Origin of the sequence: Rhodopseudomonas boonkerdii, from assembly GCF_021184025.1 — a bacterium.
GTDB lineage: Bacteria > Pseudomonadota > Alphaproteobacteria > Rhizobiales > Xanthobacteraceae > Tardiphaga > Tardiphaga boonkerdii.
Genome location: NZ_CP036537.1, coordinates 827,077 through 851,398 on the forward strand (window position 1 = coordinate 827,077; position 24,322 = coordinate 851,398).

A 24,322-nucleotide genomic window follows, 5' to 3' on the forward strand; every position below is an offset into this window, starting at 1 on the left:
CACGCTACGCCCGAACGACGCCGACGGAGAACGCGGCTCGTGGCTTCTCAGCCTTCTCCAGCACGACCGGCGCGAACGTGTCTTTCCGCGCGACCTGCTTGTTGCCCACCTTCTCGAACCAGACACACCAGACGGCATCCTCCTCCAGCATGGCCGTCTTCCCGACCAGCTCGACCGTCATGATCGGCCCGCCTGACTTCACCCGCACAAGATCGCCGGGCTTGAATTCGGTAGCATCCATTCTCCACGCTCCTTCTCGATGCCTATCTGTCCTCGCCAGGCACCGGAGGAGGTCGCAAGAAGCTCGCCCACGTCCCCACCACCATGAGTGGAGACGCGCACGTGCTAGGAGATCGCCCCATGCCTAACATCAATATATGGTGTGTCGGTCATTCCTTGCACAAGGATTTCGGCGAAGACCGTGTAAGCTCCTGATAGATGTTCTTGATTTGTCTCTTAGGGCTGCGCTGCGTTCCGAAGCGGGATAGCCCGACGGCAACCTGCCGTCGGGCCTATCGTCACGATCTGCCAGATAGCCAACGCCAGGCGCGGCGCCAGAAGCCGGGAGCCGCCTTGACGGGAGCGGGCTGAACGGCAAGTTCGATCGCTGGCGTCTGCCCGTAGAAGCGCGCTTTGGCAGCGCGGTCACGACGACGCTCGGCTTCGACCTGCTCGTCACTCCAGGGGCCGGCCTCGATCACCTTGCTGCGGTCGATCACATAGTGTGACCGGCATTTCAGCGTCCAATTGCCGATCGACGGCCGCAGGGAGACGGTCTCGCCATCGAACGTCATCTTCCAGTCCGTCGGCGTGAAGGGGGCGACGACCTCCTCGCCGCAACCGCAGCAGCAGCTGTGGGCTGATGTGGCATATTCCATCGAAACATAGAGAATGCCTGCCTCAAGGCGCTCAGGGATGTGTTCGACGAAACGATGTTCGAGTCGCTTGTGCCGTATCACGCGAGATCCCCGTTGATCAGCATGTTGCCGTCGGTGGTGTAGGTGCAGTGATGCTCGCGCTCGAGGTCGCGGTAGAAGCCGCGAATCTTCTTCCACTTGACGACCGCGAGGACAGCATTCAGGGCGTTGAGATCCGCGACCTGGATGTTGGAGGCGTAGATGTCCTTGGCGCCGCCGCCGACGAAGGAAATGCGCTGCCGCGCGTGATCGCGCTTCTCCGGCGTACTGGCGGTGACGCGCAGGATGCCGCCCAGCGACCCCTCGTCGAGCTCGAGCCCCATGCCAACATCGACGAACGCGGCGCCGATCGCCTCGAGCTTCTCTACGATCAGCCGCTTAGCGTCACCCGCATCGAGGGACAGGAACGCGAAGGTGACGCCGTCGAGAAGGTGAATGTTGTCGACGCCGAGCGCGACATCGTGCGCCACGATGTTCCGGTGCATCCGGCTGTAGATGCGCTTCAGGTATTCGACCTTCTTGGGCGCTTCCCGCAATTCCTCCAGGCTCGGAGCGCCCGGCGCGCGAAACGCGTTATGGGTCAGGAACTCGTCGCTGTCGAACAGCCGGATTTCCCGGACAGGCGTCTTGGCGACGAAATCCAGGATGTAGCCGCCGGTCCCCCCGACGCCGATGATGGCGACCCGCTCGTTGACGAGTCGCTCGGTCAGGACGCCGATCCCGACACGGTCGGAGGCGGTCTCGACATAGTTGAAGACGCTGTCCTCCTCCTCTTCCGGTTCGCGGAAGGTGCGAGGCGTCGCGCCGGACTTCAGCACTGCGGCCGGGCCCGCGAGGATATTCGCGTAGCTCGTCATCTTGTGGTGGTAGTCCGAGTAGCCGCCGTCTGGCTTGCTGGAGAAGCTGTGCGTCGCCTTCAGGCCGTGGCCGAGATCGAAGGCGCCGGCCGCATGCGAGATGCCCTGGATGGGCCTGCCGTCGGCGTGGCACGGGAAATCGCCGTCCCAGTGGATGACATGGGTGTCGGGCGGGCGCGTCTGATCTCCGGCCAGCGTGAGGCTGGAGATGAGGGTGCCGATGCGCACCTCCCGGCGCGCATCGACATACGGCACCTCGCGCATAACGAGATACCCGCCCTGCTGCTGGACGAAGTAGCCTTCGTCCCGCAGCCGCTTGAGGTCCGGATTACGACTGAACAGTGCGCGTGACATTGAACACCGTGCCCTTCTTCTTGACGTCGACGGAGCCGCCAACCCCGAGCTCACCGGCGGGCGGCGTCGACGCCGCGTGCCGGTAGGTCATCGAGAAGACGACGTTGGGTTCGTGCTGGCCCGGGAAGGCGAGCTGGACGATCTGTTCGAACGTCACCGTGCGGGCGTTCACCGTGCGCGGCCGCGAATTGACGATGATCTCGAACGTCAGCCGCGCGGTGATGAACCGCTCGATGCCGGGCTGGACCAGATCGATCAGCTCGCCATGCTCGATCAGGCGATCTTCACCGCCGGGAACCTCGAGGAAGACGGCCTCCCCCTCGCCGGGCTTGGCGAGGCCGTAGAGCACCGTGCCGCTGATGACCGGCTTGCCCCAGAGCAGCTCGTGGTCGTTGAGGGTCAGCTTGAAGTCGCGGTCGGTCTGGAAGGCGATGAACCGCTCGGCGCCGCGCTCACGCAGGTCGAACGGCTCGTTGAGCCTCACATCCTCGAAATCGCCCGAGGGCAGGATCGCGATGAGGCTGTAACCGTCCCGCGGGTCGAGTGCCGCGGCTTCCAGCAACTGGCGGCCGAGCGGCACGGGATCGCTCACCACACGGGACTGGAAGTTGAGATCGCCCTGCGCGAGGAGAAAGCGATACCCCCGCGCCGGACGCAACGCCCGGCCTTCGCGCAGGGCGTCGCCGAGATCGTCGTAATCAAGAAGTTCTTCGGTGTTCATAAGATTGGGTCCTTAGGTTCGGCCGAGGCAGCGCCGCGGCTCTAAGGGTCCAATCGGAGCGACGGAGGCCGACCGGTAAGGTCAGACGAACTTTTTTTGCAAGGGGCCGTCGGGGGTCTGCCCGCAGATGAAGAAGGCCGGGCAGTTCGGGCAGGTGCGCGACGAAACCTCGGCCGGAAACCGTCCGGCGCGGATGTCGCCGAGAAACTTTGCGAGCTTGTCCTTGCGCCCCTTCAGCTCCCGATCGGACAAGGCAAGCGCATGTGCCTCGCCGTCGGAAAGATGGACGAGCTCTGCGACCGCGCCGGGAAAGGACTGCCTGACCGCCAGCATCAGCGCCGCCGCGCCGACATCCTTGCCCTCGGCCGACCGCATGTGACCCGTGCGAATGCGGCGCACGGCGCGGATGCCGTCCGGCCGCACCAGCACCTCGTCCGGCCGAACGATGATCTCCTCGCCGCCGAAACTGAGGCTGAGCGCGACCGGCGCTTCGGGGACTGCTTCGGCGCGGTTCGCCAGGAAGAAGCGCAGCATTGCCAGCGCCAGATCGCGGAATTCCGCGCGATAGCCGTGCTCGCCGAGCCCCTCGCCGGCGAGCGCCGCATCGATGCGATCTTGCAGCGCCTGCTCGGACACGGGTCCATCCGACGCGATCACCGCCTCGACCACCACGCGAACCGCCTCATGCAGATGCATGAAGGCGGTCGCGGTTCGCCGGCCGCCGACCTGCAGGACATGCGTGTAGAAGAAGCGACGCGGGCAGGATTCATAAAGAGCGATCTGCGGGGCGCCTAACCGCAGCCGTCCGTCGACCACCAAATCGATATCCCGAGCTTCCGCGGCCACGGGAAGCGGCCGTGCCGGCACGAGCGAACGGCGTGTTAAGGTCGCCCCGAGACGGTCGAGGAATGGCGAAAGCGGTCGGTTGTGGCCGTTACTCTTCTCGGTCGGCGCATAAAGGATCAGGCGATCGCGGGCGCGCGACTGCGCCACGTAAAATAGGCACTCCTGCTCCTCGGCCTGACCTGCGCGGAACGCCTCCAGCGCACTGCCCTCCGCCCCCGCGATCATCCCGTCGGGCGCCGGACAGGGCGGCGCCGGCGGCGTGCGTGGGATCGTGTCGCTGTTAAGCCCAGGAATATGGACGCCACCGAACTCTAGGCCCTTGGCGCCATGGATGGTCATCAGCCGCACGGCGTCGAGATGCTGGGCGGCCGCCGGCAATTGGCGCAGGTCGCGGTCGTCGCCGAGCCGCACGAGCCTGCGCACACGATCGAGCAGGCGCGTGATGGGCAGCCCGCGTCCGGCCGGTTGTACCCGCACAAAGTTGAGGAATTGCCAGATCGCGATGCCCCGTGTGCGGTCGGCGAGATCCTCCGACGCGCCCAGGCGCGCGGCGATGCGTGTGCGATCGAGCAACAGCGTCGCGAGCACGGTCCAGGGCGAGGCCGTCTGATCGAAACCATCGAGCGCAGTCGCGAGCTTGGCAACGGTCTGCCGCCCCCTGTCGCTCAAACCGGGGATCGCCTCGCCATGCCGCAGCCAGCCCGCCGGCGCGTGCTCGGCCGCCCGCAGATGGTCGAAGACCGCGACCACATCGGCAAAGGAGGTGGCGAAGTCTCGCCAGCAGGCAATGCGCACCAGGCCCATGGCGCGCCGATCGACTAGGATCGAGAGGAGAGCCAGGAGATCCTTGACCTCACCCCGCTCGAACAGACTTCCCAGGAAGAGGACCGGCACGCCGAGCCGTTCCAGGTCCTGCCCGATCGTCGACAGCTTTTCGTTGCCGGTGCACAGGACCGCCTGGTCACGATAGGCGTAGCCGTCACGCCGCAGCTCCTCGATAGCGTCGGCCAGGGCGACCTGCTGCTGCTCGGCGCGCTGGACCGTGCGCAACTCGGGCCTATGTCCATTGGCGTCGCGGTCCGCGTCGAGGCCACTATCCGCATCGCCGGCGCGCATCGTGATCGCGAAACTGGAGAAGCTGGCGACAATCTCCGGCACCGAACGATAATTACGCTTCAATCGACCGCGATTGCCACCGGCGAAGTCCTCCTTGCCGAACCGGGTTATGTTGAAGGATGAGGCACCGCGAAACCGGTAGATCGACTGCTTGGCGTCGCCGACCATCCAGAGATTGCGGCCGTCGGGCCGCAGTGCGCTCAGCAGCCGCACGCTGCTGCGGTTCACGTCCTGATACTCATCCACCAGGACATGATCATATTGCGCCTGCAGCGCCGCGCAGATGGCCGCCTCCTTTTCGAGCAGTTGCACCGGCAAGGCGACAAGATCGCCGAAGTCGATGCAATGCGCGTTGCGCTTGAGCTGTTCGTAGGCCGCGTAGACGCGGGCAACCTCGCCGGCGCGTTCCGCCGCCTCGCGCGCATCCGAGTCCTGGGCTTTCGCCTGCATGGCGTCGGCGAGCGCGGCGTAGGTTTCGGCGTCGACCACCTCATCCTTCGCCCGCGATACGGCGGCCAACATGTCGGCAATGATCTGGGTCGGATCGTAAAGATTGCGGTAGTACGCGAGCCTAAGCCGCGGGAACTCCCCCTCGAGGAGTTCGACCGCTTCGGTCCGGTCCATCATCCGCGGGTCCTTCGGCAGGCCGAGCTCCGCATGGAAACGACGGATGATATCGAGGCCGAAGGCATGGAACGTGCCGATCCACATCGCGGCCGCAGCCTCGGGCCGCTTGCGCGCGATCCGCTCGGCCATCTCGCCCGCTGCCTTGTTCGAAAAGGTCAACAGCAGTATGCGCCGTGGATCGACGCCCTCGCCTAGAAGGCCCTCGACGCGCGCGATCAGCGTCTGCGTCTTGCCGGTGCCAGGCCCCGCCTCAAGCAGATAGGCTTCGCCGCGATGCGCCGCAGCGGCCGCTTGCAGCGGATTGAGCGGCCGTTCGACATGCGCCGCAGTCGCGGCGGGAGGCACGGGCGGCAGCAGCAAAGCATCGAACAACTGCTGCGCGACGACCTCGAACGGCGCGCCGAGCTTCGCGGCGATGGCGGACGCGGCGAGCCCTTGGTCGACATGGAGCGCCCGCGCGACGGTGCGCGGAAGCAGCAGTTCGCGCGCGAACAGGTCCATCTGGACTTCGCGGCGTTGCCGGCGTCCATAATCGACAACCCGATCCATTCCGACTGGTGAGGGCTCGGCCGGGCGTGCCGGATCAATCATCGGCGCCGCTTCGCCACCAGGATCGTCGCCCAGCTCGACATGGCCGATCTCATGCGCCACGAGGAAAGCTTGCTCGAACGGAGAGCCCATATTCTCGTGAAGAATCAGATCGTCGGCGGCGACGAAAGTCGCGCGGCCGCCATTGAGGACGGCTGCGCCGGCGGCAGTCCGTTCGACATCAATCCCCCGCCGCTTGGCCTCGGCGACAGCAAAGTCATAGGGCGACCAGGGATCGGCGCCGGATGCAACGAGGCGAGCGTGAAGCTCGGCGGCGACTTGCCTGGCGAGCTCCACACTGTCCATGTCAGTCCGCCTCCGCCAACAGCCGGGCGCGCTTCTCGGCCGGGACGCCGGCATCGATCAGCACTTGCTCGAAGGTGACCTGCTCGCCGGCCACCGGTTTGCTGTCGGCCTTATAGCTGCGCGCGACAATCAGGTGCGCTGGCCCCCAGGACGACTCCAACTGTGCGACAGAGCTGCGCATCGCATCCGCCAATATCGCCAGGAAGCGTCGCGGGATACTGACGAGAGAGACCCGCCGTTCGCGCAGTGCGGTCACGACCTGCCGGGGCACGTCCAGACGCTGCGCGACGGCGCGCCAGTCATCGACCGTCAGCGCCGCGAAAGGGTCGGCTGCTGCCGCCGGCATAACCTTCGCGTGTTGCGACCAGGCAGCGTCGATCAGCGCCCGATCGGTAGCAGAGAGGGGTGCGGCATCTTCATAAGCCTCGCGGCTGAGTTCGCGCGAGAGGTCGATGAGCTCCCCGGCATATTCCGGGTATAGCCGCAGATAGCGTTCCAAGGTCGACCGGCCAGGCTCGCTCTCGACCGCGAACGCGTCGAGCACGGCCTCGCGGGATGGACGTCCGCCGCCGGGGCTCACCGCTCTTCTCCGTCGGCCATGGCAGCTCGCAGGGCGGCGAAGGCCTTGTCGCGGTAGGTTCGGACGGTCTTTTCGGAGCGGCCCAAAGCCTTGGCGATGGTCATGACGTCCGGCTCCTTGGAGTCGATGGGGAAGCCCTGTCTCAACATGTGAATGATCCTGCTTTGTTCTGTCGGTAGAGCTTCAATCGCCGCATCCAGGCGCGACCGGTAAGACGGGTCGTCGAAATCCGACACGGCGAAGGGATCGTGGGTCCCTGCGGCCGCCTCGACCTCCGGTGACAGTTCTCCGCTCTCCTCGTCATATTCGAGGGGCTGGGAACGGTTTTCGTCGCGCCAGGCCTTTTCCTGCGCATCGCGCCGCAGGCTCGCTAGCGCGCCATCGAAGCGCACCTCGAAGTAGTCGACCTTTTCGTCGTAGGCGGCGCGGTCCGCCGAAAAGAGCTCGACGAACCGGCCGAACACCTTGTCGCGCACGACCCCGCGCGTCAGCGATTCCGTCTTTCCATCGGAGCTTTCCGCCCTGGGCAAACTGCGCAGCACCCGTTCGGTCAAGATCCGATAGAGGCGCTCGAACCACACCTCGTTGTTGTCGCGACGGCTCGCGCGAATGAAGTAAACGAGACATTCGCTCGGGACGTAGCCCGGGTCCGAGCGCTTGGTGATTTCCGCCCTGGCGATCAAGCCATCACGCGGCAGGACTGCCAATTCGGCGATGAGGGCTTCTATCTTCGGGTCGCGCTCGTAGAGTTCGCCGCTGAGGCGGCGTTTGCGCAGCGGGGTTACGATCGCTTCGCCCGCGCCACGCGCGTCTGCCTTTTGCCCGGTGTCGAAAGCTCCCTCCAACTGGTTCATCGCGCGGCCCCGCCTCCCGTATCGCCCTTCTTGTTGAGACGCGTCTCGAGCGAGCCGATGCTGTCGAGCACCGCCTCGAAATCCGGTGGATCGCCAAAGATCATGCCCTGCATGGCCCTGTAGTCGACGCGCAGTTGCTCGATCATCGCGTCATGCGGGGCGAGTGCAAACGAGCCAGGCGCAGCGCTCGCGAGATCGAAGTCCGGTCGATTGAAGAACATCCGGGCGTGCGCGACGCAATCCGCACCGAGCGCCGGATCAGCGATGGCGGCGGCGCCGACGCGGGCCGCGGCGAGCTGGTGCAGGTCATAATAGTGACGGGAAACGCGTTGGCCGCCCCCGCGCAGCTCGCCGCGCTTGTCGAACCAGCGCCGCAGCCCATGGAGGATGACAACCTTGTCCCAGAAGGTACGTTCCGGATCGACCGTGCGGACGGCCGGCACGGTCAGGTCGAGCGCCGGCAGATCATCATCGACATAGGGTTTGATCGGCACTTCGCTGTTCGGATCGAGCGCGGATTTCGCGCCCGACTCGATCTTGATCGCTGCCCGCACATAATCCGATCGCGGCGTCGCCGCGGGATACCAGATCAGAAGCGTCTGCCCGTCGGGATCAGCGTCATCGGCTTCCACTCGGGCCGCGCCGGCATCGAGGCCGGCAGCCTGAAGCCGGTCCTGCAGGATCTGCGTCAACTCAGCCCGCAGCGGGCCGTTGATGTAGGCTTGGCAGGCGTCCTTGATCGCATCGAGGCGCGCCCGGCGCTTTTTGCTACTCAGCGCTTCGAGCTCCTCGATGGTCGCCGGCTCGCCGATGTCGTCCCGAAACACCGTGACATCAATGTCTTCGGAGAAGCGATTGATCAAACCAAACCCTTTGGACAGGGAGGTTCCACCTTTGAAGAGGAGGCGGGGTCCGCCCTCTTTCAAGCCATTGAACAAGGCATCCAGCGTCCAGCAGACCCAGAAGTCCTTCTCGATATTCTGAGACGCCGTGCCGAGGCGTAGCGCCGTCGTATCGAAGGCGCTCAACATCGCGTCCGACCCGGCCGCGAGAACCTCGTCGAAAGCCGGATTCATGTCTTCACCGCCCGGGCTGCACCGCGCTTGGCAGTTTGTGCCTTCTGCGGGGAAAGCGGCTTTCGCTTGGGCCGGGCGACGGCAGCATGACGCTGATCATCGGCATCGTCCGCCGTTCTTTGTTGATGACGATCATGATCAGCATCATCACGATCATCATCGACGTGCCGACGACGAACGCCGGCGTCGCTTTCAACGAGCGGCTTGAGAAACACCCACATCCATGTCGGAAGAGCTGTCATACCGGCAGTGAGATCCGCTTTGAGGGGCGGTCCCACCGTGGGATCTTCGAAAAGATTGGCGAGCTTGCGCCTAACCTGATCACTTTCTCCTTCACGAACCATGAGATCGCGCAGCCAGTGAAGCGCTTGGACGACGCGCATCGCTGGTCGTCCGGCCCAGAATAGCTTGCTGGCCGCGGTTGGACGGAAGGTGATCGTTACGTTGCCGAGCTTGATCGCGCGGCGCCGAGCGTCGGTGTGCACCACGATTTTGGCGGGGACGGCGTCAGTTAGGCCCAGATCGTTCGCCGCGGTCATGCCGTCGACAAGCATCCGGGTTTGGTCACGTCGCCCGACGGCGTCGATGACTGAGCGCGGATCAGGCGGATTGGGTTTCTGGGTGAGTTTGTTGAAGCCAGGCTGATCGTAGAGCCCACGATCAATCCGCCTAAGGATTTCGACCTTCGTCAGCCGCTGCAACGCCTTATCGACCGCGTCCCGCGAGGCGAGATCGACGAAGTCACTGGGCGTCCAGACCTTGCGTGGCGCATCCGCACGGATGCGCTCGAGCATGGCTTTCTTCAGATCGGGCGAGTCGGTGTTCATGTCCGAAAATTGTAGTCCTTTTTCGGACGCGAACCAAGTGGATTGTCCGAAATAAATATACAAATTTCGGACAATCTAAATAGGTAGGCCGCCCACCTGAGAATGGCTCCTTCGGCCGTATGCAACTTTGCCGACCGTCCTGGCGAGCCAGCTCGGTAGCTGGGGCGCGACCGCGACGAGTTCGCCGAACGTGGAAGACGGCAACTTGCGCTTCAACGTCATCAAGGCGGCTTCTGCCTTTTCCGGCCCCAGCCAGGCGAGCGCTCGCACCGCCTGTCCGGCGGGCCGATCGGCCAGCGCCAACTGCCAGCGCGGCGCATGCCGCAGCTCGACGACCTGCTGGCCCAGATTCATCGTCCGGCTACGGCCCGATGTCAGATAGACCGACCGGACCGGCACCTGTGTCGTGAGGCCGAGCGCGTTAGCGGCCGCGGCACCGTTCGACACGATGGTTTCGCCGCGCTGGAGCGCGAGGGCTTCGACGGCCTTCTCGACGGAGGGCGCGCGGACGCCGAACCGACTCGAAACCGGGCGCAGATAGACGCCGCGCCCGGCACGCATCAGCCGGCCACGTTCAGCCAGTCGCGACAAGGCTTGATCCACCGCGGCGCGATTGCCGAGATGGAGCAGGCTCTTCGCCGCGATCGGAGCGCCCTCGGGCAAGCCCTCGGCGTGCGCCAGAATCTGTTCGGTCAGTCGTTGCACGGCACTTTTCCTGTCAGAAATATATGCGGTTTTCTGACAGTTTTCAATCTCCCCCAAACCGACTGGAAGGGCCAGCGATTGAGAGGGGGCCTGGAGGGGAAAGCCTTCCCCTGCGGCCGAGCCCAGGGTCTCGGCCGACCGCTTCTGCGGGGAGACCCCGCAACGCCCCCATTAGAGTGAGAGTGTGGACCGGATTTCCGTGACGGGTTGAGGGTCGGGAGAGAGTCTTCCGGCGCCCGTCATGGAGTTTGATCCCATGAACATGCAGGTTCTCGATGCCCGGCGCGACGTGAGTGGCGGCTGGAAGGTGGACGTCAACCGCGGCGAGCGCATCGGTCGGGTTTCCTCGGAGTGGTTCTCGCGACCCGACGACGAGCGCTATCTCTCGCTCGCCGAACTCGGCCGGACCGTCCGCGAGCGCACCGAGCGCAGCCGAACGCGCGTTGTCGAATCCGCGCTTATCCATGTCGAAGCCAGCCGCACCGATCCCGAACGGCTTGCCCTGATCCTACCAGGCGCCGACAAGCCCATCGCTCCGACGCACTGGAGTTTCGGTCAGCTCGCGAGCCAGGTCGGCGCGCCGGCCGCCTATCTGCGGCAGCTCCCCGCCGCGCTCGCCGGCATCAACCTGCAATATGGGCTGACCGCCCACCGCGCCGAGCAGATCAAGACCCTCGAGACCGACGACGGCCGCGTCGAGCTGCGCGCCGTGACCGGCCCCGACTACGGCCGGATCTACGACCACGAGCTGGTCGAAGCCGTGCAGCGCATCGCCGGCAACGGCACCGGCGACACCCGTTGGAAAGTGCCCGGTGTCCTCGACTGGTCGACCGGCGTCTATAATCCGCGCGTCGACATCACCAAGGACACCACGACGCTCTACGCTTCCGATCGCGACGTCTTCCTTTTCCTCGTCGACGATCTGAATCCGATCGAAGCCGGCAAGCTCGCGGATGGATCGCCCGATCTCTATTTCAGGGGCTTCTATGCCTGGAACAGCGAAGTGGGCGCCAAGACCCTTGGTATCGCGTCCTTCTATCTCAGGGCCGTGTGCCAGAATCGCAATTTGTGGGGCGTCGAAGATTTCGAGGAGATCTCCATCCGCCATTCCAAATACGCCGCTTCGCGCTTCGCCCATGAGGCGGCGCCGGCCTTGCTCAGCTTCGCGGACTCCTCACCGCAGCCGTTCATCACCGGCATCAAGGCGGCGCGCGAACGCATCGTCGCGCACAAGGACGAAGAGCGCACCGAATTCCTGCGCCGCCGCGGCTTCTCGAAAGCCGAGACGGGCAAAATCATCGACGCGGTGCTGGCCGAGGAAGGCCGCCCGCCGGAAAGCATCTTCGATTTCGTCCAGGGCATCACCGCCGTCGCGCGCGACAAGCCCCACCAGGACGCGCGGCTCGAGCTCGAAGGCAAGGCCAAGAAGCTGCTCGATCGCGCCGCCTGATCCCCGCAATGCCGGAGATGCGGTTGTCCGTGTCTCCGGCTTTGCGTCCCCTAGCCATACTGTTTCCGGGCTGTCTTGTGGCCCAGATCCAGGTCACCTATTCAGTGGTGCGGCATGGAGCACAATCGCCAAACGAGCGACTGGATACAGAATGGTAGAGCAGGCGCCTGCGGAATATTACATCGATGAAAGCGGCAATACCGGCGACCTGAGCACGGTCAAAATCGACTCCTACTTCGTCGAACAGCGCATGTTCGCCTTGGCTGCATTCGGCTGCACGCTCGACCAGGACTTCACCGATAAATTGGGCGCACTAAAAAAGGCGCACCGCATCCAGTCGTCGGAGCTCAAATCAAAACAGGCTTATGACAAGCCGCGCTTCATCTTTGATCTTCTGGACCTCCTTGAGACGCGCCGCGCCCCAATCTTTATCGAGCTTGTCGACAAGCACTTCTTCGTTGTCGTGAACATCATCGAGCGAATGGTGGTGCCCTATGTGGGGGAATGCGACACTCAACCTGGCGCCCTTTGGATGAAGGGCGTTATGGCGAACTACATGGCGCTATATGCACCTCCCGAGCTGGCTCACGCCTTTGCCGCATGTTGCCAAAGCAGAGACCACGCGGAAATACGCGAACTTTACAAGCAAATAATTCGGTGGGCGCAGGGAAGCGGAGTTCCGCCTACTGACGTGGCGGCGGGGATCATCCGTTTTGCGCGCGACAGCTTGAAGGACTTCCGCAAGCTGCCGAAAGCCAAGGCCGTCGAGCGGGCATTACCGATTCCCGACAAGAATCCCGCCGGGAAGCTGCTCTGGGTTCTGCCGAACCTGACATCGTTCACCAACATCTACGCCCGGATCAATCGCTTCGCGCGAAAGCAGGTTTCCGGCGTGACGCTGTTCCACGACGAGCAATTGCAGTTCGGAGACATTCTTCTGCACAACAAGAAGCTCGCAGAGGACCTGGCGCAGCTTGGCGTGAAATTGCCCCTGCAGACGGCCGACTTCGAATTCTCGCAGGCGGCCGACCTGCAATTCCAGCGATCGCACGATTCTATCGGCATTCAGGTCGCCGACGTCCTCGCCGGTTTCATCGCGCGATATGTACAGGACGCTGTGTGGGGCGGCGCCCCCATGCATCCTGACAAGGTAGCGATTTTCCGCCGCCTCGTCGCAACAGGCGACCGCAGCTTGGGTTCGGGTGTCAACTTCGTCGCGCCCGACAACATGATCCGCTTCCTCGGCATCGAACCGCGCTCGAATTTCTAGGGCGGCATCAAGCCGTCATGGGCGAATACGAAGGACTGGCGCGGGATCATCGCCGGTTCTGGCAGTGACCTTACCGATGGCGTTTGATGGTGTCGCTGCCCTCCTAGAGTGAGAGGGCGGTGCTTCGCTTCGTGACGGGTTTAGGGTCGAGAGAGAGGCTTTCGGCGCCCGTCGCGGAGTAAGTCTCATGGCAACTGCCATTCAGAAGATCACCCTGTCGTCGGCGCAGGACATCCCCTTCAACAAGCTGGTGCTGAGCCAGTCGAACGTCCGCCGCGTCAAGGCTGGCGTCTCGATCGACGAGCTGGCCGAGTCGATCACCCGGCGCGGTCTCATCCAGTCCCTCCACGTCCGGCCGGTGCTCGATGCCGACGGCCAGGAAACCGGCATGTACGAAGTGCCGGCGGGCGGGCGTCGCTTCCGCGCGCTGCAGCTCCTCGTCAAGCAGAAGCGCCTCACCAAGACCTCCAAGGTGCCGTGCGTGGTGTCGGACGCCAATGCCGACATCCTCGTCGACGAGGTGTCGCTGGCCGAGAATATCGAACGCGCCCCGCTGCATCCTCTCGACCAGTTCCGCGCGTTCCAGGCGATGCGCGAGAAGGGCATGACCGAGGAGGCGATTGCGGCTGCATTCTTCGCGTCCGTCCAGGTCGTGAAGCAGCGGCTTCGCCTCGCGGCCGTCTCGCCGTCATTGCTCGATATCTATGCCGAGGACGGCATCACGCTCGAACAGCTCATGGCCTTCACCGTCACCAACGATCATGCGCGTCAGGAGCAGGTCTGGGAGTCGGTTCGCAATAGCTGGCAGAGGGAACCCTACCAGATCCGGCGCATGCTGACCGAGACCGCCGTCCGCGCATCCGACAAGCGGGCCGTATTCGTCGGCATCGATGCCTATGAAACCAACGGCGGCTGCGTGCTGCGCGATCTCTTCCAGGATGACGACGGCGGCTGGCTGCAGGATCCTGCGCTGCTCGATCGCCTGGTCGCCGACAAGCTGAAAGCCTCCGCCGAAGCGATCGCCGGCGAAGGCTGGAAATGGATCGAGGTGGCGATGAGCTTCCCCTATGGCGCCACCCACGGCCTGCGCGAGATCGTGGGCACGCCGCTCGACCTGACGGCTGACGAACAGGCGACCATCGAGGCGCTCAACGCCGAGTGCGCCAAGCTGGAGGCCGAATATGAGAACGCCGACGAGTTGCCGGACGAGATCGATCAGCGCCTTGGCGAAATCGAAACCGCGCTCGCCAGCTTCGACGAGCGGCCGGTCCACTACGAACCCGCCGACATCGCGATCGCCGGGGTCTTCGTCAGCCTGGACGCCGACGGCACGCTGTCGATCGACCGCGGCTATGTCCGACCCGAGGACGAGATCGCCAACCAGGCGGGCGATGGCGAGGGTGAAGAGCAGGATGGCGGCGACGATGACGCTGACTATCCGGCGTCGCCTTCGGTCCAGCGCGCGGTCATCACCATCTGCGGCAAACCTGCCGAGCCCGAGGAGGAGGACGAGGACGACACGATCAAGCCGCTCCCCGATCGACTGATCACGGAGCTGACCGCCGATCGCACCCTCGCGCTCCGCGACAAGCTCGCCACCGATCCCTCGGTCGCCTTCGTCGCCGTCCTGCACAAGTTCTGCCAGGACGTGTTCTACGGCGGCAGCCAGTACGGCTTCGCGATGGAGGTCAGCGTGCGGGGCACGACCTTCCATTCGCAGCCCGAAGGGCTTCGTGACAGCGTCTATGCCAAGGCGATCGAGGCCCGGCACGATAGCTGGCGCAAACGGCTCCCGGCCAAAGTCGCTGATCTCTGGGATGGGCTGGCCGCACTGACTGGCCCCGAACAGGCCGAACTCTTCGCCCATTGCGCTTCGTTCGGCGTCAATGCGCTTTATGAGCGGGCCGATCGCTACGGTGGCCGTGTCTCGGCGCATAGTGTCGAACAGCGCATCGCCGAAGCCGATCGCCTGTCGCTGGCGGTCGGGCTCGACATGGCCGAAGCCGGGTGGCGGCCGACCGTCGCCAACTATCTCGGCCGCGTCACCAAGCCCCGCATCCTCGAAGCGGTGCGTGAAGGCGCCGGCGAGCGCGCCGCCCAACTCATCGCACATCTGAAGAAGGGCGACATGGCGACCGAAGCCGAACGTCTCCTCGCCGAGACGGGCTGGCTGCCCGAACCGCTGCGCAATTCCGGCGCCGATGCCGAAAGCACCGAGGCGGACTCTGGCGAGGGCGACGAGGCGTTGCCGGACTTCCTCGACGGCGATGACGAGGAGACCAACACCGATGATGAGGAGGAACGGCACCTCGCCGCCGCGGAGTGACGGCGGTCCTCATCTGACTTGACGGGCCCGGCGTCCCTTCGGGGGCGTCGGGCTTTTTTCATGCGCGCCGATCGAGAGGGAGAGTTTGGCCCGGACGTGGCGAGCCGGACATGGAGGAGAGAGCGCCTGCCGGCTCTCCCGTTCCCTGCTCTCCGGGAGTGGCCTCATGGCCGACTATTTCACCCATTTCTCATGCCTGCTCGATGTCGGCACGCCCGAGACCGCTGCCCGCGCGCTCGATCTCTACAACCAACTGTCCGAGGACGGAGCATCCGAGGAACCGCCGTCCGATGGCTTCCTCCTGTCCATCCAGCCCGAGCATGGCGGCTCCAAACTCTGGATGCGCGACGATGTCACCGGCGATCCCGAACGGCTGATCCAGTTCGTCATACGCTGCGCCGCCGAATTCCACCTCACCGGCCGATGGGGCTTTCAGTACGCCAACACCTGCTCCCGGCCGCGTCTCGATGGCTTCGGTGGCGGCGCGCATGTCCTCGATCTCGCGACCGGCGAAACTGTGGCGTGGATCTATACCAACGGTTGGCTCGCCGAGGTGATCGATGGCGGCGATGGTGCCTGACATCATCGAGACCATTGTCTGTCGCTTGATGGCGCGGCCGGGCCGCGCCCCTTGAGAGCGAGAGGAAGGCCGGGACGGGTTTGAGCCCGTCCGGTCCGAGAGAGAGCGCCGGCGGGCTTTCCCGCTCCGCTCTCCCGAGGACGTCTCCCATGAATGCTCACACCCTTGCGGCGGCGCTGCCGACCGCCGCCGATCAGCCGACCGACGCTGCCGCCATCCATGCCGCGGCACTTCTCCTCCTTCCTCACATCGAGCGCGGCGAGCGCATCGACGCCGCGGTCTTGCGCACCGCCATGGAGACCGCCTTCGGCGCGTCCGATACTGCCGGCGCCTGGGACTGGAAGGACGCCTATGACGCCTGCGAAGCCGCAACCGTCCTCATGCTCCGCAAATACGGAAAGGCGCTTTTGCGCAAAGCCGGGTCTCCGGCTGCGGCGGTTCCTCTGTTCGGCAAGATCGCGGGACTTCTGCCCACCCACACGCGCCGCTCCGAGGAGGCGCAGGCCTTCCAGCAATTCTCGACGCCGATCCCGCTCGGCCTGGCCGCGATCACTGCGGCCGCCATCACACCCGCCGATCGCGTGCTCGAACCATCGGCCGGCACCGGCCTGCTCGCCATCCTCGCCGAGATCGCCGGCGGCACGCTTGTCCTCAACGAACTCGCCGAAACCCGGGCCGCACTCATCTCCTCCCTCTTTCCGGCCATTCCCGTGACCCGCTTCGACGCAGCCCAGATCGACGATCATCTCGACCCGGCGACCGTCCCAACAATCGTGGTGATGAACCCGCCATTCTCGGTCCTCGCCAATGTCGAGGGGCGTGTCGCCGACGCAGCCTATCGCCATCTCGCATCCGCGCTCGCGCGGCTCGCCGATGGCGGGCGCCTGGTCGCGATCACCGGCGCGAATTTCGGCCCCGACATACCGGCCTGGCGCGACGCCTTCGTCCGCCTGCAGGAGAGGGGCCGCGTCGTGTTCACCGCCGCCGTCCATGGCTCAGTCTATGCCAAGCACGGCACGACCGTCGAAACCCGGCTGACCGTGATCGACAAGATCCCGGCCGACGAGCCATCCGCATTTCCGGCGTCCCCCGGCACCGCTCCCGACATCGCCACGCTGATGACGTGGATCGCCGAGCATGTGCCGCCGCGCCTGGCTGTCGCGCCTGCTGTTCAGGTCATGCCGACCGGCGCCACGCCGCGCACCGTTCGCGGCTATCTCGCGCGCACCGCGGCGACATCGGCGACCCGCGTGGGCCTCGCCGATCCCGAGGGCGTGCCGCTCGCCTATGAGACCGTCGACTGGACCCCGGCCGAGGGCGCCCGCCTCAGCGACGCGATCTACGAGCAATACGGATTGCAGACGATCCGTATTCCCGGCTCTCAGGCCCATCCCACCAAGCTCGTGCAATCCGCCGCCATGGCCTCGGTCGCCCCGCCCAAGCCGAGCTATCGGCCGACGCTGCCAGCGACCATCATGGACTCGCTCTCAGACTCCCAGCTCGAAACCCTGATCTTCGCGGGCGAAGCCCATTCCGATTTTCTCGCAGGTTCCTGGACCATCGACGACACTTTCGATGTCGTGGCGGCCGCCGCCGATGATGCAAACGGCGTCGTCCGCTTCCGCCGCGGCTTCTTCATCGGCGACGGCACCGGCGTCGGAAAGGGGCGCGAGTCGGCCAGCATCGTGCTCGACAACTGGATGCAGGGCCGGCGCAAGGCGGTCTGGATCTCCAAATCCGACAAGCTGATTGAGGATGCGCAGCGCGACTGGTCCGCACTCGGCATGGAGCGCCTGCTGGTCACGCCGCTCTCGCGCTTCCCGCAGGGCAAGCCGATCACGCTGCCGGAGGGCGTCCTATTTACAACCTATGCCACGCTGCGCTCCGACGACCGCGGCGAGAAGGTTTCGCGGGTCAAGCAGATCGTCGAATGGTTGGGCTCCGATTTCGACGGAGTGATCATTTTCGACGAGGCGCACGCGATGCAGAACGCTGGCGGCGGCAAGGGAGAACGCGGCGATGTCACGCCCTCGCAGCAAGGGCGCGCAGGGCTTCGCCTGCAACACGCCTTGCCCGATGCTCGCGTCGTCTATGTCTCGGCGACCGGCGCCACCACGGTCCAGAACCTTGCCTACGCGCAGCGCCTGGGCCTGTGGGGTGGCGACGATTTTCCCTTCTCGACCCGCGCCGAGTTTGTCGAGGCGATCGAGGCCGGCGGCGTCGCGGCGATGGAGGTGCTTGCCCGCGACCTTCGCGCGCTCGGCCTCTACACCGCCCGATCGCTGTCGTTCGACGGCGTCGAATATGAGCTGGTCGAGCACGAGCTGACCGCCGAGCAGCGGCGCATCTACGATGCTTATGCCGGCGCCTTCGCCATCATCCACAACCATCTCGATGCGGCCATGGAGGCGGCCAACATCACCGGCTCGACCGGGACATTGAACCGCCAGGCCAAATCCGCCGCGCGCTCCGCCTTCGAAAGCGCCAAGCAGCGTTTCTTCGGTCATCTGCTGACCTCGATGAAGACGCCGACGTTGATCCGCTCGATCGCGGCGGACCTGGAGGCTGGGCATTCCGCGGTCATCCAGATCGTCTCGACCGGCGAGGCACTGATGGAACGGCGCTTGGCCGAAATTCCGACCGAGGAGTGGAATGACATTCGCGTCGACATCACGCCCCGCGAATATGTCCTCGATTATCTCGCCCATTCCTTCCCGGTGCAGCTCTACGAGCTCTTCACCGACGGCGAGGGCAATATGTCCTCGCGTCCGGTCTTTCGCGACGGCCAGCCGGTCGAGAGCCGCGAGGCGGTCGCCCGCCGCACAGAGCTGATCGAGAAGCTGGCGAGCCTTCCGCCGGTCCCTGGCGCGCTCGACCAGATCGTCCAGCACTTCGGCGCGGACATGGTGGCCGAGGTCACCGGCCGCTCGCGTCGTATCGTGCGCAAGGGACAGCGCCTTGTGGTCGAGACCCGCGCGGCGTCCGCCAATCTCGCCGAGACCCAGGCCTTCATGGACGACATGAAGCGCGTGCTCGTGTTCAGCGATGCCGGCGGTACGGGCCGCAGCTACCATGCGGAGCTGTCGGCGCGGAACACGCGGCTTCGCGTCCACTATCTGCTTGAGCCGGGCTGGAAAGCCGACGCCGCGATCCAGGGCCTCGGCCGCACCCACCGCACCAACCAGGCGCAGCCGCCGCTCTTCCGTCCGATCGCGACCAATGTGAAGGCGGAGAAGCGCTTCCTATCGACCATCGCGCGCCGGCTCGACACGCTCGGCGCGATCACGCGCGGCCAGCGCCAGACCGGCGGCCAGGGCCTGTTCCGGCCCGAGGACAATCTCGAGAGCCACTATGCGCGCGATGCCTTGCGCCAGCTCTATATCCTGATCGTGCGCGGCAAGGTGGAGGGATGCTCACTCCAGCGGTTTGAGGACACGACCGGCCTGAAGCTGATGGACGACAACGGCATCAAGGACGAGCTGCCGCCGATCACGACCTTTCTTAATCGCCTCCTGGCGCTCACCATCGACCTGCAGGACGTCCTGTTCGCCGCCTTCGAACAGCTCCTGACCGCCAAGGTCGAGGGCGCGATCGCCGCCGGCATCTACGACATCGGACTGGAGACGCTGCGCGCGGAGAGCTTCGTCGTCACCGATCGCCAGACCATCTACACCCATCCCGGCACCGGCGCGGAAACCAGCCTGCTGACCATCCAACAGCGCGAGCGCAACCGGCCGATGACCGCCGAGGAGGCGATGGCTTGGCTCGACGATCCGGCCGCCAAGTTGCTGGTCAACGAGCGCTCCCACCGCGCCGCCGTTCAGCTTCCAGCGCCTTCGCTGATGCTCGACGACGGGGAGATCGAACGCCGCGTGCGGCTGATCCGGCCGATGGAGCAGCATCACGCCTCCATCCGCATGATGGACGAAAGCCATTGGATCGCCGCCAGTCGCGCCGAGTTCACCGCCGCCTGGAACGCCGAGATCGCGGAGGTGCCAGCCTATTCCGATTCCACGATCCACATCGTCGCTGGCCTGCTGCTGCCGATCTGGAAGCGGCTGCCCAACGAGTCGAGCCGTGTCTATCGGCTCCAGACCGATGACGGGGAACGGATCATCGGCCGCCGCGTGTCGCCCGCATGGGTCGCCAACGCCACGACAGTCGGAACGACGAACCTGTCCGCCGACCATGCCTATGCCGCGCTCATCGAGGGCAAGACAATCCTCGATCTCGCCGAATGCCTCCAACTCCGCCGCGTGCGCGTCATGGGCGCCGATCGCATCGAACTCTCCGGCTTCACCGACGCGATGCGCGAGCGCCTGCGCGCCTTTGGCCTCTTCAGCGAGATCATCTCGTGGAAGCTCCGCTTCTTCGTGCCCGTCGGCGCGGACGGCGCGACCATCATCGGCAAGCTGATCGACACCTACCCGATCCAGCGCGTCGGCGAGCGGGAGGCAGCGTGATGGCCCGTCTCGACGCATCCGATCTCGCACAACGTCTCGGCCGACAGGCCGAGGCGGTGTGCCGCCGCTATCTCAGCAATGGCCACCGTCAGGGCAACTACTGGCAGGTGGGCGACGCCCGCAACACCAAGGGCCGCTCGATGTACGTCCGGCTCAAGGACTCGCCCAAAGGCCCCGCCGGGAAATGGACTGACGCCGCTACCGGCGAGCATGGAGACCTCCTCGACGTGATTCGCGAGAGCTGCGGCCTCATCGACTTCAAGGATGTCGCTGACGAGGCCCGGGTCTTCCTCAGCATGCCGCCGCCGGAACCGGAGCAGTCCGCGTTCCAGCCCCTGGCGCCTGCACCGCATGGATCGCCCGAAGCCGCTCGGCGTCTCATCCGCATGTCGCAGCCGATTCCAGGCACGATCGTAGCGGCGTATCTGCGGCAACGCGGCATTACGGATCTCCGGAGAACCGGAAATCTGTATTTCCACCCGCGCTGCTATTATCGTCCTGACGAGCACGCGCCGACCAAGACATGGCCCGCCATGATCGCGGCGGTCACCGACCTTGCCGGCAGGATCACCGGGGCGCATCGCACCTGGCTCGACCCCCAGCGCTTGGACAAAGCGCCGCTCGACACCCCGCGTCGGGCGATGGGCGATCTCCTCGGCAACGCGGTCCGCTTTGGCGTCGGTGGCGAGGTCATGGCGGCCGGCGAAGGCATCGAGACGGTCCTTTCGGTCCGACAGGTCGTGCCCAACATGCCGATGCTGGCGGCGCTCTCCGCAGCACATCTCGCCGCCATCCTGTTCCCTGACACGCTGCGGCGGCTCTACATCCTGCGCGATGATGATCCGGCGGGCGATAGTGCGCGTGATAGCCTGATCGAACGGGCGAACGCGGTCGGGATCGAGGCGATCGTCATCTCGCCGCAACTCGGCGACTTCAACGAGGATCTGCGCACCCTCGGATTCGCGACCCTCCGCGGCCAGATACGGGTGCAGCTCGGGCCGCAGGACGTCGCGCGCTTCATGGCGCTGGCGGCATAGTCGGTAAGGAAGCGGCAACGGCCCCGCCGCCGTACTCGCTCAGATGCAGGGGATCGGAGAGGACCGCGCCTCGGCCTTCGAGAGGGCGATCGGCCCACAGGCTGGCCGGCGCGGCAATGGCTGCGGCCGACTATTTTCCGGCGCGGCCCCAAGGGGCCGCTTTCCATCGCGAGGCAAAATAGCCGGCCTCCACCATCCTCCGCTGACGCTCCGGCCCCTCGCTTGCGCTCCGGGTGCAGCGCCGTCCCGCCGGTGGGCTTCGTCGCCATGAAGGCCGCGACGGTCGCGGTCCAACCGACGGAGCATCCGATGCGCGATCACGACGACTACGAACCGCACCACGAATCCTCACCGACCGACCACGTCCTCAACGAATTGCAGCTCCACGGCTACCGGCCTTTCGCCGACGAACCCGATCAGCGGCTTCTGCCGGACGGCAACGAGGTCGCGGGCGCGATCGCCGACATCTTCGACGCCCTGATCGTGACCCTGGAGGATACGCGCCTCGAACCCGACCTCGACGATCTCCTCTGGTCGACCGTGAACGTCTTTCATCGCGCCACCGAACGGATCAACCGCGAGCTCGACGACAACGAGCAGGCCCAAAAGCGCTCCCAGCGCGAACAGGACGGCAGCGAAGTGAAGTCAGTCGACCTCGAGCGCCTGATCGCCGAGGGCAAGACGCTGGTCGAACGTCAGACCGCCTTCGAACTGATGCGCGACCAGGCCGCCGAGCACTACGAACGCCAGGTCGGCAAAGCATGGCTCCCGCGGTCCGGATCGAAGGTCAATCATCGCAACCTCACCTCGGCGATGATCGACAGCCGCGACTTCATCATGGCGAAGAAGCGTGCCGAGCAGGAAGTGCTCCTGCCGCCTGGCCCCAAGATCGCCGTCACCGGCGGGCTCGATTTCGACAATCATCGTCTGATCTGGGCCAAGCTCGACCAGGTCCACGAAAAGCACCCCGACATGGTGCTGATCCACGGCAAGTCGCCGAAGGGTGCCGAGAAGATCGCTTCTCTCTGGGCCAGGAATCGCAATGTCCCACAGATCGGCTTTGCACCCGACTGGACGAAGCACGGCCGGGCAGCACCCTTCAAACGCAATGACGAGATGCTGCAAATCCTGCCGAAGGGCGTGCTGCACTTCCCCGGCACCGGCATCAATGACAACCTCGCCGACAAAGCCAAGAAGCTCGGCATCCCGGTGTGGAAATTCGGCGGCGCGTAAGCGCCGCCGCATCGGGCACCTGCTAAACGGCCAAGCCTATGGCATAACGCAACGAATGCAGCGACTGAAGCCACTCCCGAAACCGGCACGTTCGGACGCCGTTCTCGCTGCGGTTTTCCTGGAGAATGCCACCGTGAAGGCTGCAGCCGCCGAATGGGCGGCGGATCAAGGATTCGACAATCAAGCCCTTCATGCGATTGCAATTGCCATCGAACTCCTCCTCAAATCCTATCTGCTTAACGTCGCGACCGATGATGTTTGGAACCGCGCGAACATCGGGCACGATCTCGCCAAGGCACTCCATTATTCGGCTCAAGCCGGCTTGGTGCCTCCTTCACGCATCGAGTGGATTATCAGCCACCTCCATCCGCATTTTCAGCGTGGCGGGTTTCAGCGCGAGCCGTCGAGGAAATGGCCACCAGGCTTTGCGGATGACGCAGGTGAGGTCGCACGGCAGCTCGCGCAGACAGTACGGCTTCACCAACGTCACGGCCACATCGACTCGGCTCCCAGCCCGGAGAAGACCACTCCCCGCTGAATGGCGCTGGTCCTTGGTCCAGCCGATGGCCTGACGCCATCAACCCGTAAAGGGTCGGACTACGCATAGCGTGCCGCCGCGCCGGCGTTGCCTGCGCGGTGATTGCGGCCATCGGCCGAACACATCGGGCGCCTGTCAGCGGGGGGATGGTCCTCCGCTCGAAACAGGAGCCGGATCGATGTCCTTCCCCGACGCACACGCCTTCGCCTTCAGCCTCGCCACCACGCTGATGGCCGTCATCGTCATCTTCCGCGCGGGCGACGGCACTCTCTCGGTGACACCCGCAAACGAATACGACGGCGACGTCTCGGAGATCGTCCACGAGGTCGATCCCTTCGCGCCATGACGGCGCGCCACCCTTCCAGGCGACGCGGAGACCCCTGCGGTTTCCGCTCCCGACGGAGCACAGCTTTTGCTATGCGCCGTGGTGGTGGTGGAAGGCGCGACCGTCAGAATTTGCTCTTTCGGAGACACCACCATGATTATCCTCGGCATTGTCCTATCCTTCGCAGCCATCGGCATCTTGTGCTGGTTGCTGTTCACGCTCGCGGTGTTCGCACTGCCATTCTTCGCGGGCGTGACCGCCGGCACCTGGGCCTATGACACTGGCGCGGGCTGGCTCGGCGCCATCCTTATCGGCATGCTCGGCGCCGGCCTGACGTTGGGCGTGGGGCAGCTCTTGCTTGGAATTGTCCGCCCGCTCTGGGCACGCCTGCTGATCGCGCTGGCATTTGTCGCACCCGCGGCGATCGCCGGCTTCCACGCCACGCATGGCATCGTGAAACACACCATGCCGTCGGAGACCTGGCAGCTCGTGTTCTCCGTCATCGGTGCGGTCGCGGTCGGCGTCACCGCGTTCGCGCGCGTCGCTGGGATGGCAAGCACCGGCCCGTCCAGCCAGGGCATTGCACCAGCCTGACACCACGACGGAACCGTCGCCGGGACGACCAGTCGGGGGTTTCAGCCCTCAGCGTTGTGCAGTTGGAGAGGGAGCCGCGTCACCGGAACCTGACTGAAGCCCATCGTGCGGCCGCCTCAACAGCGCCCGGAT

The 24,322-nt window shown here is 65.2% G+C and carries 20 protein-coding genes; 10 read left to right on the forward strand and 10 right to left on the reverse strand.

The window, feature by feature from the left end:
- Positions 1 to 4 precede the first annotated feature (4 nt).
- The 10 genes from E0H22_RS03870 to E0H22_RS03915 all read right to left on the reverse strand — a co-directional run bounded on the left by E0H22_RS03870 (position 5) and on the right by E0H22_RS03915 (position 10,374).
- Positions 5 to 241 carry a DUF2158 domain-containing protein gene (locus E0H22_RS03870; RefSeq protein ID WP_151612042.1) on the reverse strand — a complete coding sequence of 79 codons (237 nt, stop codon included), beginning with the start codon at positions 239 to 241 and terminating at the stop codon, positions 5 to 7.
- A 277-nt stretch (positions 242 to 518) separates the two neighbouring features.
- A complete protein-coding gene (locus tag E0H22_RS03875; RefSeq protein ID WP_006023606.1) occupies positions 519 to 959 on the reverse strand; it encodes a ubiquitination-like system serine protease family protein in 441 nt (146 codons plus the stop codon).
- Positions 956 to 2,128 carry a ThiF family adenylyltransferase gene (locus E0H22_RS03880; protein WP_006023607.1) on the reverse strand — a complete coding sequence of 391 codons (1,173 nt, stop codon included), beginning with the start codon at positions 2,126 to 2,128 and terminating at the stop codon, positions 956 to 958. The genes E0H22_RS03875 and E0H22_RS03880 overlap by 4 nt, the downstream gene beginning before the upstream one ends.
- The gene (locus E0H22_RS03885; RefSeq protein ID WP_024338476.1) at positions 2,103 to 2,849 is read right to left on the reverse strand and encodes a multiubiquitin domain-containing protein; all 747 of its coding nucleotides are present in this window, start codon (positions 2,847 to 2,849) and stop codon (positions 2,103 to 2,105) included. The genes E0H22_RS03880 and E0H22_RS03885 overlap by 26 nt, the downstream gene beginning before the upstream one ends.
- 81 nt (positions 2,850 to 2,930) lie before the next feature.
- Entirely contained in the window at positions 2,931 to 6,332 is a 3,402-nt protein-coding gene (locus E0H22_RS03890) for a UvrD-helicase domain-containing protein (protein ID WP_006023609.1), read from the reverse strand.
- Between the two features lies 1 nt (position 6,333).
- The gene (locus tag E0H22_RS03895) at positions 6,334 to 6,912 is read right to left on the reverse strand and encodes a hypothetical protein (RefSeq protein WP_006023610.1); all 579 of its coding nucleotides are present in this window, start codon (positions 6,910 to 6,912) and stop codon (positions 6,334 to 6,336) included.
- Positions 6,909 to 7,766 (reverse strand): response regulator transcription factor, encoded by an 858-nt coding sequence (locus tag E0H22_RS03900; protein ID WP_151612044.1) that lies wholly within the window; start codon positions 7,764 to 7,766, stop codon positions 6,909 to 6,911. Before E0H22_RS03900 ends, E0H22_RS03895 begins: the two co-directional genes overlap by 4 nt.
- Positions 7,763 to 8,842 carry a nucleotidyl transferase AbiEii/AbiGii toxin family protein gene (locus E0H22_RS03905; RefSeq protein WP_006023612.1) on the reverse strand — a complete coding sequence of 360 codons (1,080 nt, stop codon included), beginning with the start codon at positions 8,840 to 8,842 and terminating at the stop codon, positions 7,763 to 7,765. The genes E0H22_RS03900 and E0H22_RS03905 overlap by 4 nt, the downstream gene beginning before the upstream one ends.
- A complete protein-coding gene (locus tag E0H22_RS03910) occupies positions 8,839 to 9,732 on the reverse strand; it encodes a DUF6088 family protein (protein WP_233024411.1) in 894 nt (297 codons plus the stop codon). The genes E0H22_RS03905 and E0H22_RS03910 overlap by 4 nt, the downstream gene beginning before the upstream one ends.
- Before the next feature lie 12 nt (positions 9,733 to 9,744).
- Positions 9,745 to 10,374 carry a DUF6088 family protein gene (locus E0H22_RS03915; RefSeq protein ID WP_151612049.1) on the reverse strand — a complete coding sequence of 210 codons (630 nt, stop codon included), beginning with the start codon at positions 10,372 to 10,374 and terminating at the stop codon, positions 9,745 to 9,747.
- Between the two features lie 256 nt (positions 10,375 to 10,630).
- Between E0H22_RS03915 and E0H22_RS03920 the strand changes: the two genes are divergently transcribed.
- The 10 genes from E0H22_RS03920 to E0H22_RS03965 all read left to right on the forward strand — a co-directional run bounded on the left by E0H22_RS03920 (position 10,631) and on the right by E0H22_RS03965 (position 24,190).
- Positions 10,631 to 11,824, forward strand: a complete 1,194-nt coding sequence (locus E0H22_RS03920; protein WP_233024412.1) for a DUF932 domain-containing protein — start codon at positions 10,631 to 10,633, stop codon at positions 11,822 to 11,824.
- Between the two features lie 151 nt (positions 11,825 to 11,975).
- On the forward strand, positions 11,976 to 13,094 hold the full coding sequence (locus tag E0H22_RS03925) for a DUF3800 domain-containing protein (protein WP_151612051.1): 1,119 nt from the start codon (positions 11,976 to 11,978) through the stop codon (positions 13,092 to 13,094).
- Positions 13,095 to 13,281: 187 nt separating this feature from the next.
- Positions 13,282 to 15,420, forward strand: a complete 2,139-nt coding sequence (locus E0H22_RS03930; RefSeq protein ID WP_006022620.1) for a ParB/RepB/Spo0J family partition protein — start codon at positions 13,282 to 13,284, stop codon at positions 15,418 to 15,420.
- 166 nt (positions 15,421 to 15,586) lie between these two features.
- Positions 15,587 to 16,000 carry a hypothetical protein gene (locus E0H22_RS03935; protein WP_006022619.1) on the forward strand — a complete coding sequence of 138 codons (414 nt, stop codon included), beginning with the start codon at positions 15,587 to 15,589 and terminating at the stop codon, positions 15,998 to 16,000.
- A 149-nt stretch (positions 16,001 to 16,149) separates the two neighbouring features.
- Positions 16,150 to 20,463 (forward strand): strawberry notch family protein, encoded by a 4,314-nt coding sequence (locus tag E0H22_RS03940; RefSeq protein ID WP_151612053.1) that lies wholly within the window; start codon positions 16,150 to 16,152, stop codon positions 20,461 to 20,463.
- The gene (locus tag E0H22_RS03945; protein ID WP_192799970.1) at positions 20,463 to 21,500 is read left to right on the forward strand and encodes a DUF7146 domain-containing protein; all 1,038 of its coding nucleotides are present in this window, start codon (positions 20,463 to 20,465) and stop codon (positions 21,498 to 21,500) included. The genes E0H22_RS03940 and E0H22_RS03945 overlap by 1 nt, the downstream gene beginning before the upstream one ends.
- 309 nt (positions 21,501 to 21,809) lie before the next feature.
- Positions 21,810 to 22,733 carry a DUF2493 domain-containing protein gene (locus E0H22_RS03950; protein ID WP_151612057.1) on the forward strand — a complete coding sequence of 308 codons (924 nt, stop codon included), beginning with the start codon at positions 21,810 to 21,812 and terminating at the stop codon, positions 22,731 to 22,733.
- A gap of 55 nt (positions 22,734 to 22,788) precedes the next feature.
- A complete protein-coding gene (locus E0H22_RS03955; protein ID WP_024338474.1) occupies positions 22,789 to 23,271 on the forward strand; it encodes a hypothetical protein in 483 nt (160 codons plus the stop codon).
- 178 nt (positions 23,272 to 23,449) lie between these two features.
- On the forward strand, positions 23,450 to 23,617 hold the full coding sequence (locus tag E0H22_RS03960) for a hypothetical protein (protein ID WP_006022614.1): 168 nt from the start codon (positions 23,450 to 23,452) through the stop codon (positions 23,615 to 23,617).
- 132 nt (positions 23,618 to 23,749) lie between these two features.
- Positions 23,750 to 24,190, forward strand: coding sequence for a hypothetical protein (locus E0H22_RS03965; RefSeq protein WP_006022613.1), 441 nt, complete (start codon positions 23,750 to 23,752; stop codon positions 24,188 to 24,190).
- The last annotated feature ends 132 nt before the right edge of the window (positions 24,191 to 24,322 follow it).

What these genes read in the sequence shown, in the direction of transcription:
- E0H22_RS03870 (WP_151612042.1), bottom strand. Translation starts at nt 241, where the DNA reads ATGGATGCTACCGAATTCAAGCCCGGCGATCTTGTGCGGGTGAAGTCA.
- E0H22_RS03880 (WP_006023607.1), bottom strand. Translation starts at nt 2,128, where the DNA reads ATGTCACGCGCACTGTTCAGTCGTAATCCGGACCTCAAGCGGCTGCGG.
- E0H22_RS03885 (WP_024338476.1), bottom strand. Translation starts at nt 2,849, where the DNA reads ATGAACACCGAAGAACTTCTTGATTACGACGATCTCGGCGACGCCCTG.
- E0H22_RS03890 (WP_006023609.1), bottom strand. Translation starts at nt 6,332, where the DNA reads ATGGACAGTGTGGAGCTCGCCAGGCAAGTCGCCGCCGAGCTTCACGCT.
- E0H22_RS03900 (WP_151612044.1), bottom strand. Translation starts at nt 7,766, where the DNA reads ATGAACCAGTTGGAGGGAGCTTTCGACACCGGGCAAAAGGCAGACGCG.
- E0H22_RS03905 (WP_006023612.1), bottom strand. Translation starts at nt 8,842, where the DNA reads ATGAATCCGGCTTTCGACGAGGTTCTCGCGGCCGGGTCGGACGCGATG.
- E0H22_RS03920 (WP_233024412.1), top strand. Translation starts at nt 10,631, where the DNA reads ATGAACATGCAGGTTCTCGATGCCCGGCGCGACGTGAGTGGCGGCTGG.
- E0H22_RS03925 (WP_151612051.1), top strand. Translation starts at nt 11,976, where the DNA reads ATGGTAGAGCAGGCGCCTGCGGAATATTACATCGATGAAAGCGGCAAT.
- E0H22_RS03930 (WP_006022620.1), top strand. Translation starts at nt 13,282, where the DNA reads ATGGCAACTGCCATTCAGAAGATCACCCTGTCGTCGGCGCAGGACATC.
- E0H22_RS03935 (WP_006022619.1), top strand. Translation starts at nt 15,587, where the DNA reads ATGGCCGACTATTTCACCCATTTCTCATGCCTGCTCGATGTCGGCACG.
- E0H22_RS03940 (WP_151612053.1), top strand. Translation starts at nt 16,150, where the DNA reads ATGAATGCTCACACCCTTGCGGCGGCGCTGCCGACCGCCGCCGATCAG.
- E0H22_RS03945 (WP_192799970.1), top strand. Translation starts at nt 20,463, where the DNA reads ATGGCCCGTCTCGACGCATCCGATCTCGCACAACGTCTCGGCCGACAG.
- E0H22_RS03950 (WP_151612057.1), top strand. Translation starts at nt 21,810, where the DNA reads ATGCGCGATCACGACGACTACGAACCGCACCACGAATCCTCACCGACC.
- E0H22_RS03955 (WP_024338474.1), top strand. Translation starts at nt 22,789, where the DNA reads ATGCAGCGACTGAAGCCACTCCCGAAACCGGCACGTTCGGACGCCGTT.
- E0H22_RS03960 (WP_006022614.1), top strand. Translation starts at nt 23,450, where the DNA reads ATGTCCTTCCCCGACGCACACGCCTTCGCCTTCAGCCTCGCCACCACG.
- E0H22_RS03965 (WP_006022613.1), top strand. Translation starts at nt 23,750, where the DNA reads ATGATTATCCTCGGCATTGTCCTATCCTTCGCAGCCATCGGCATCTTG.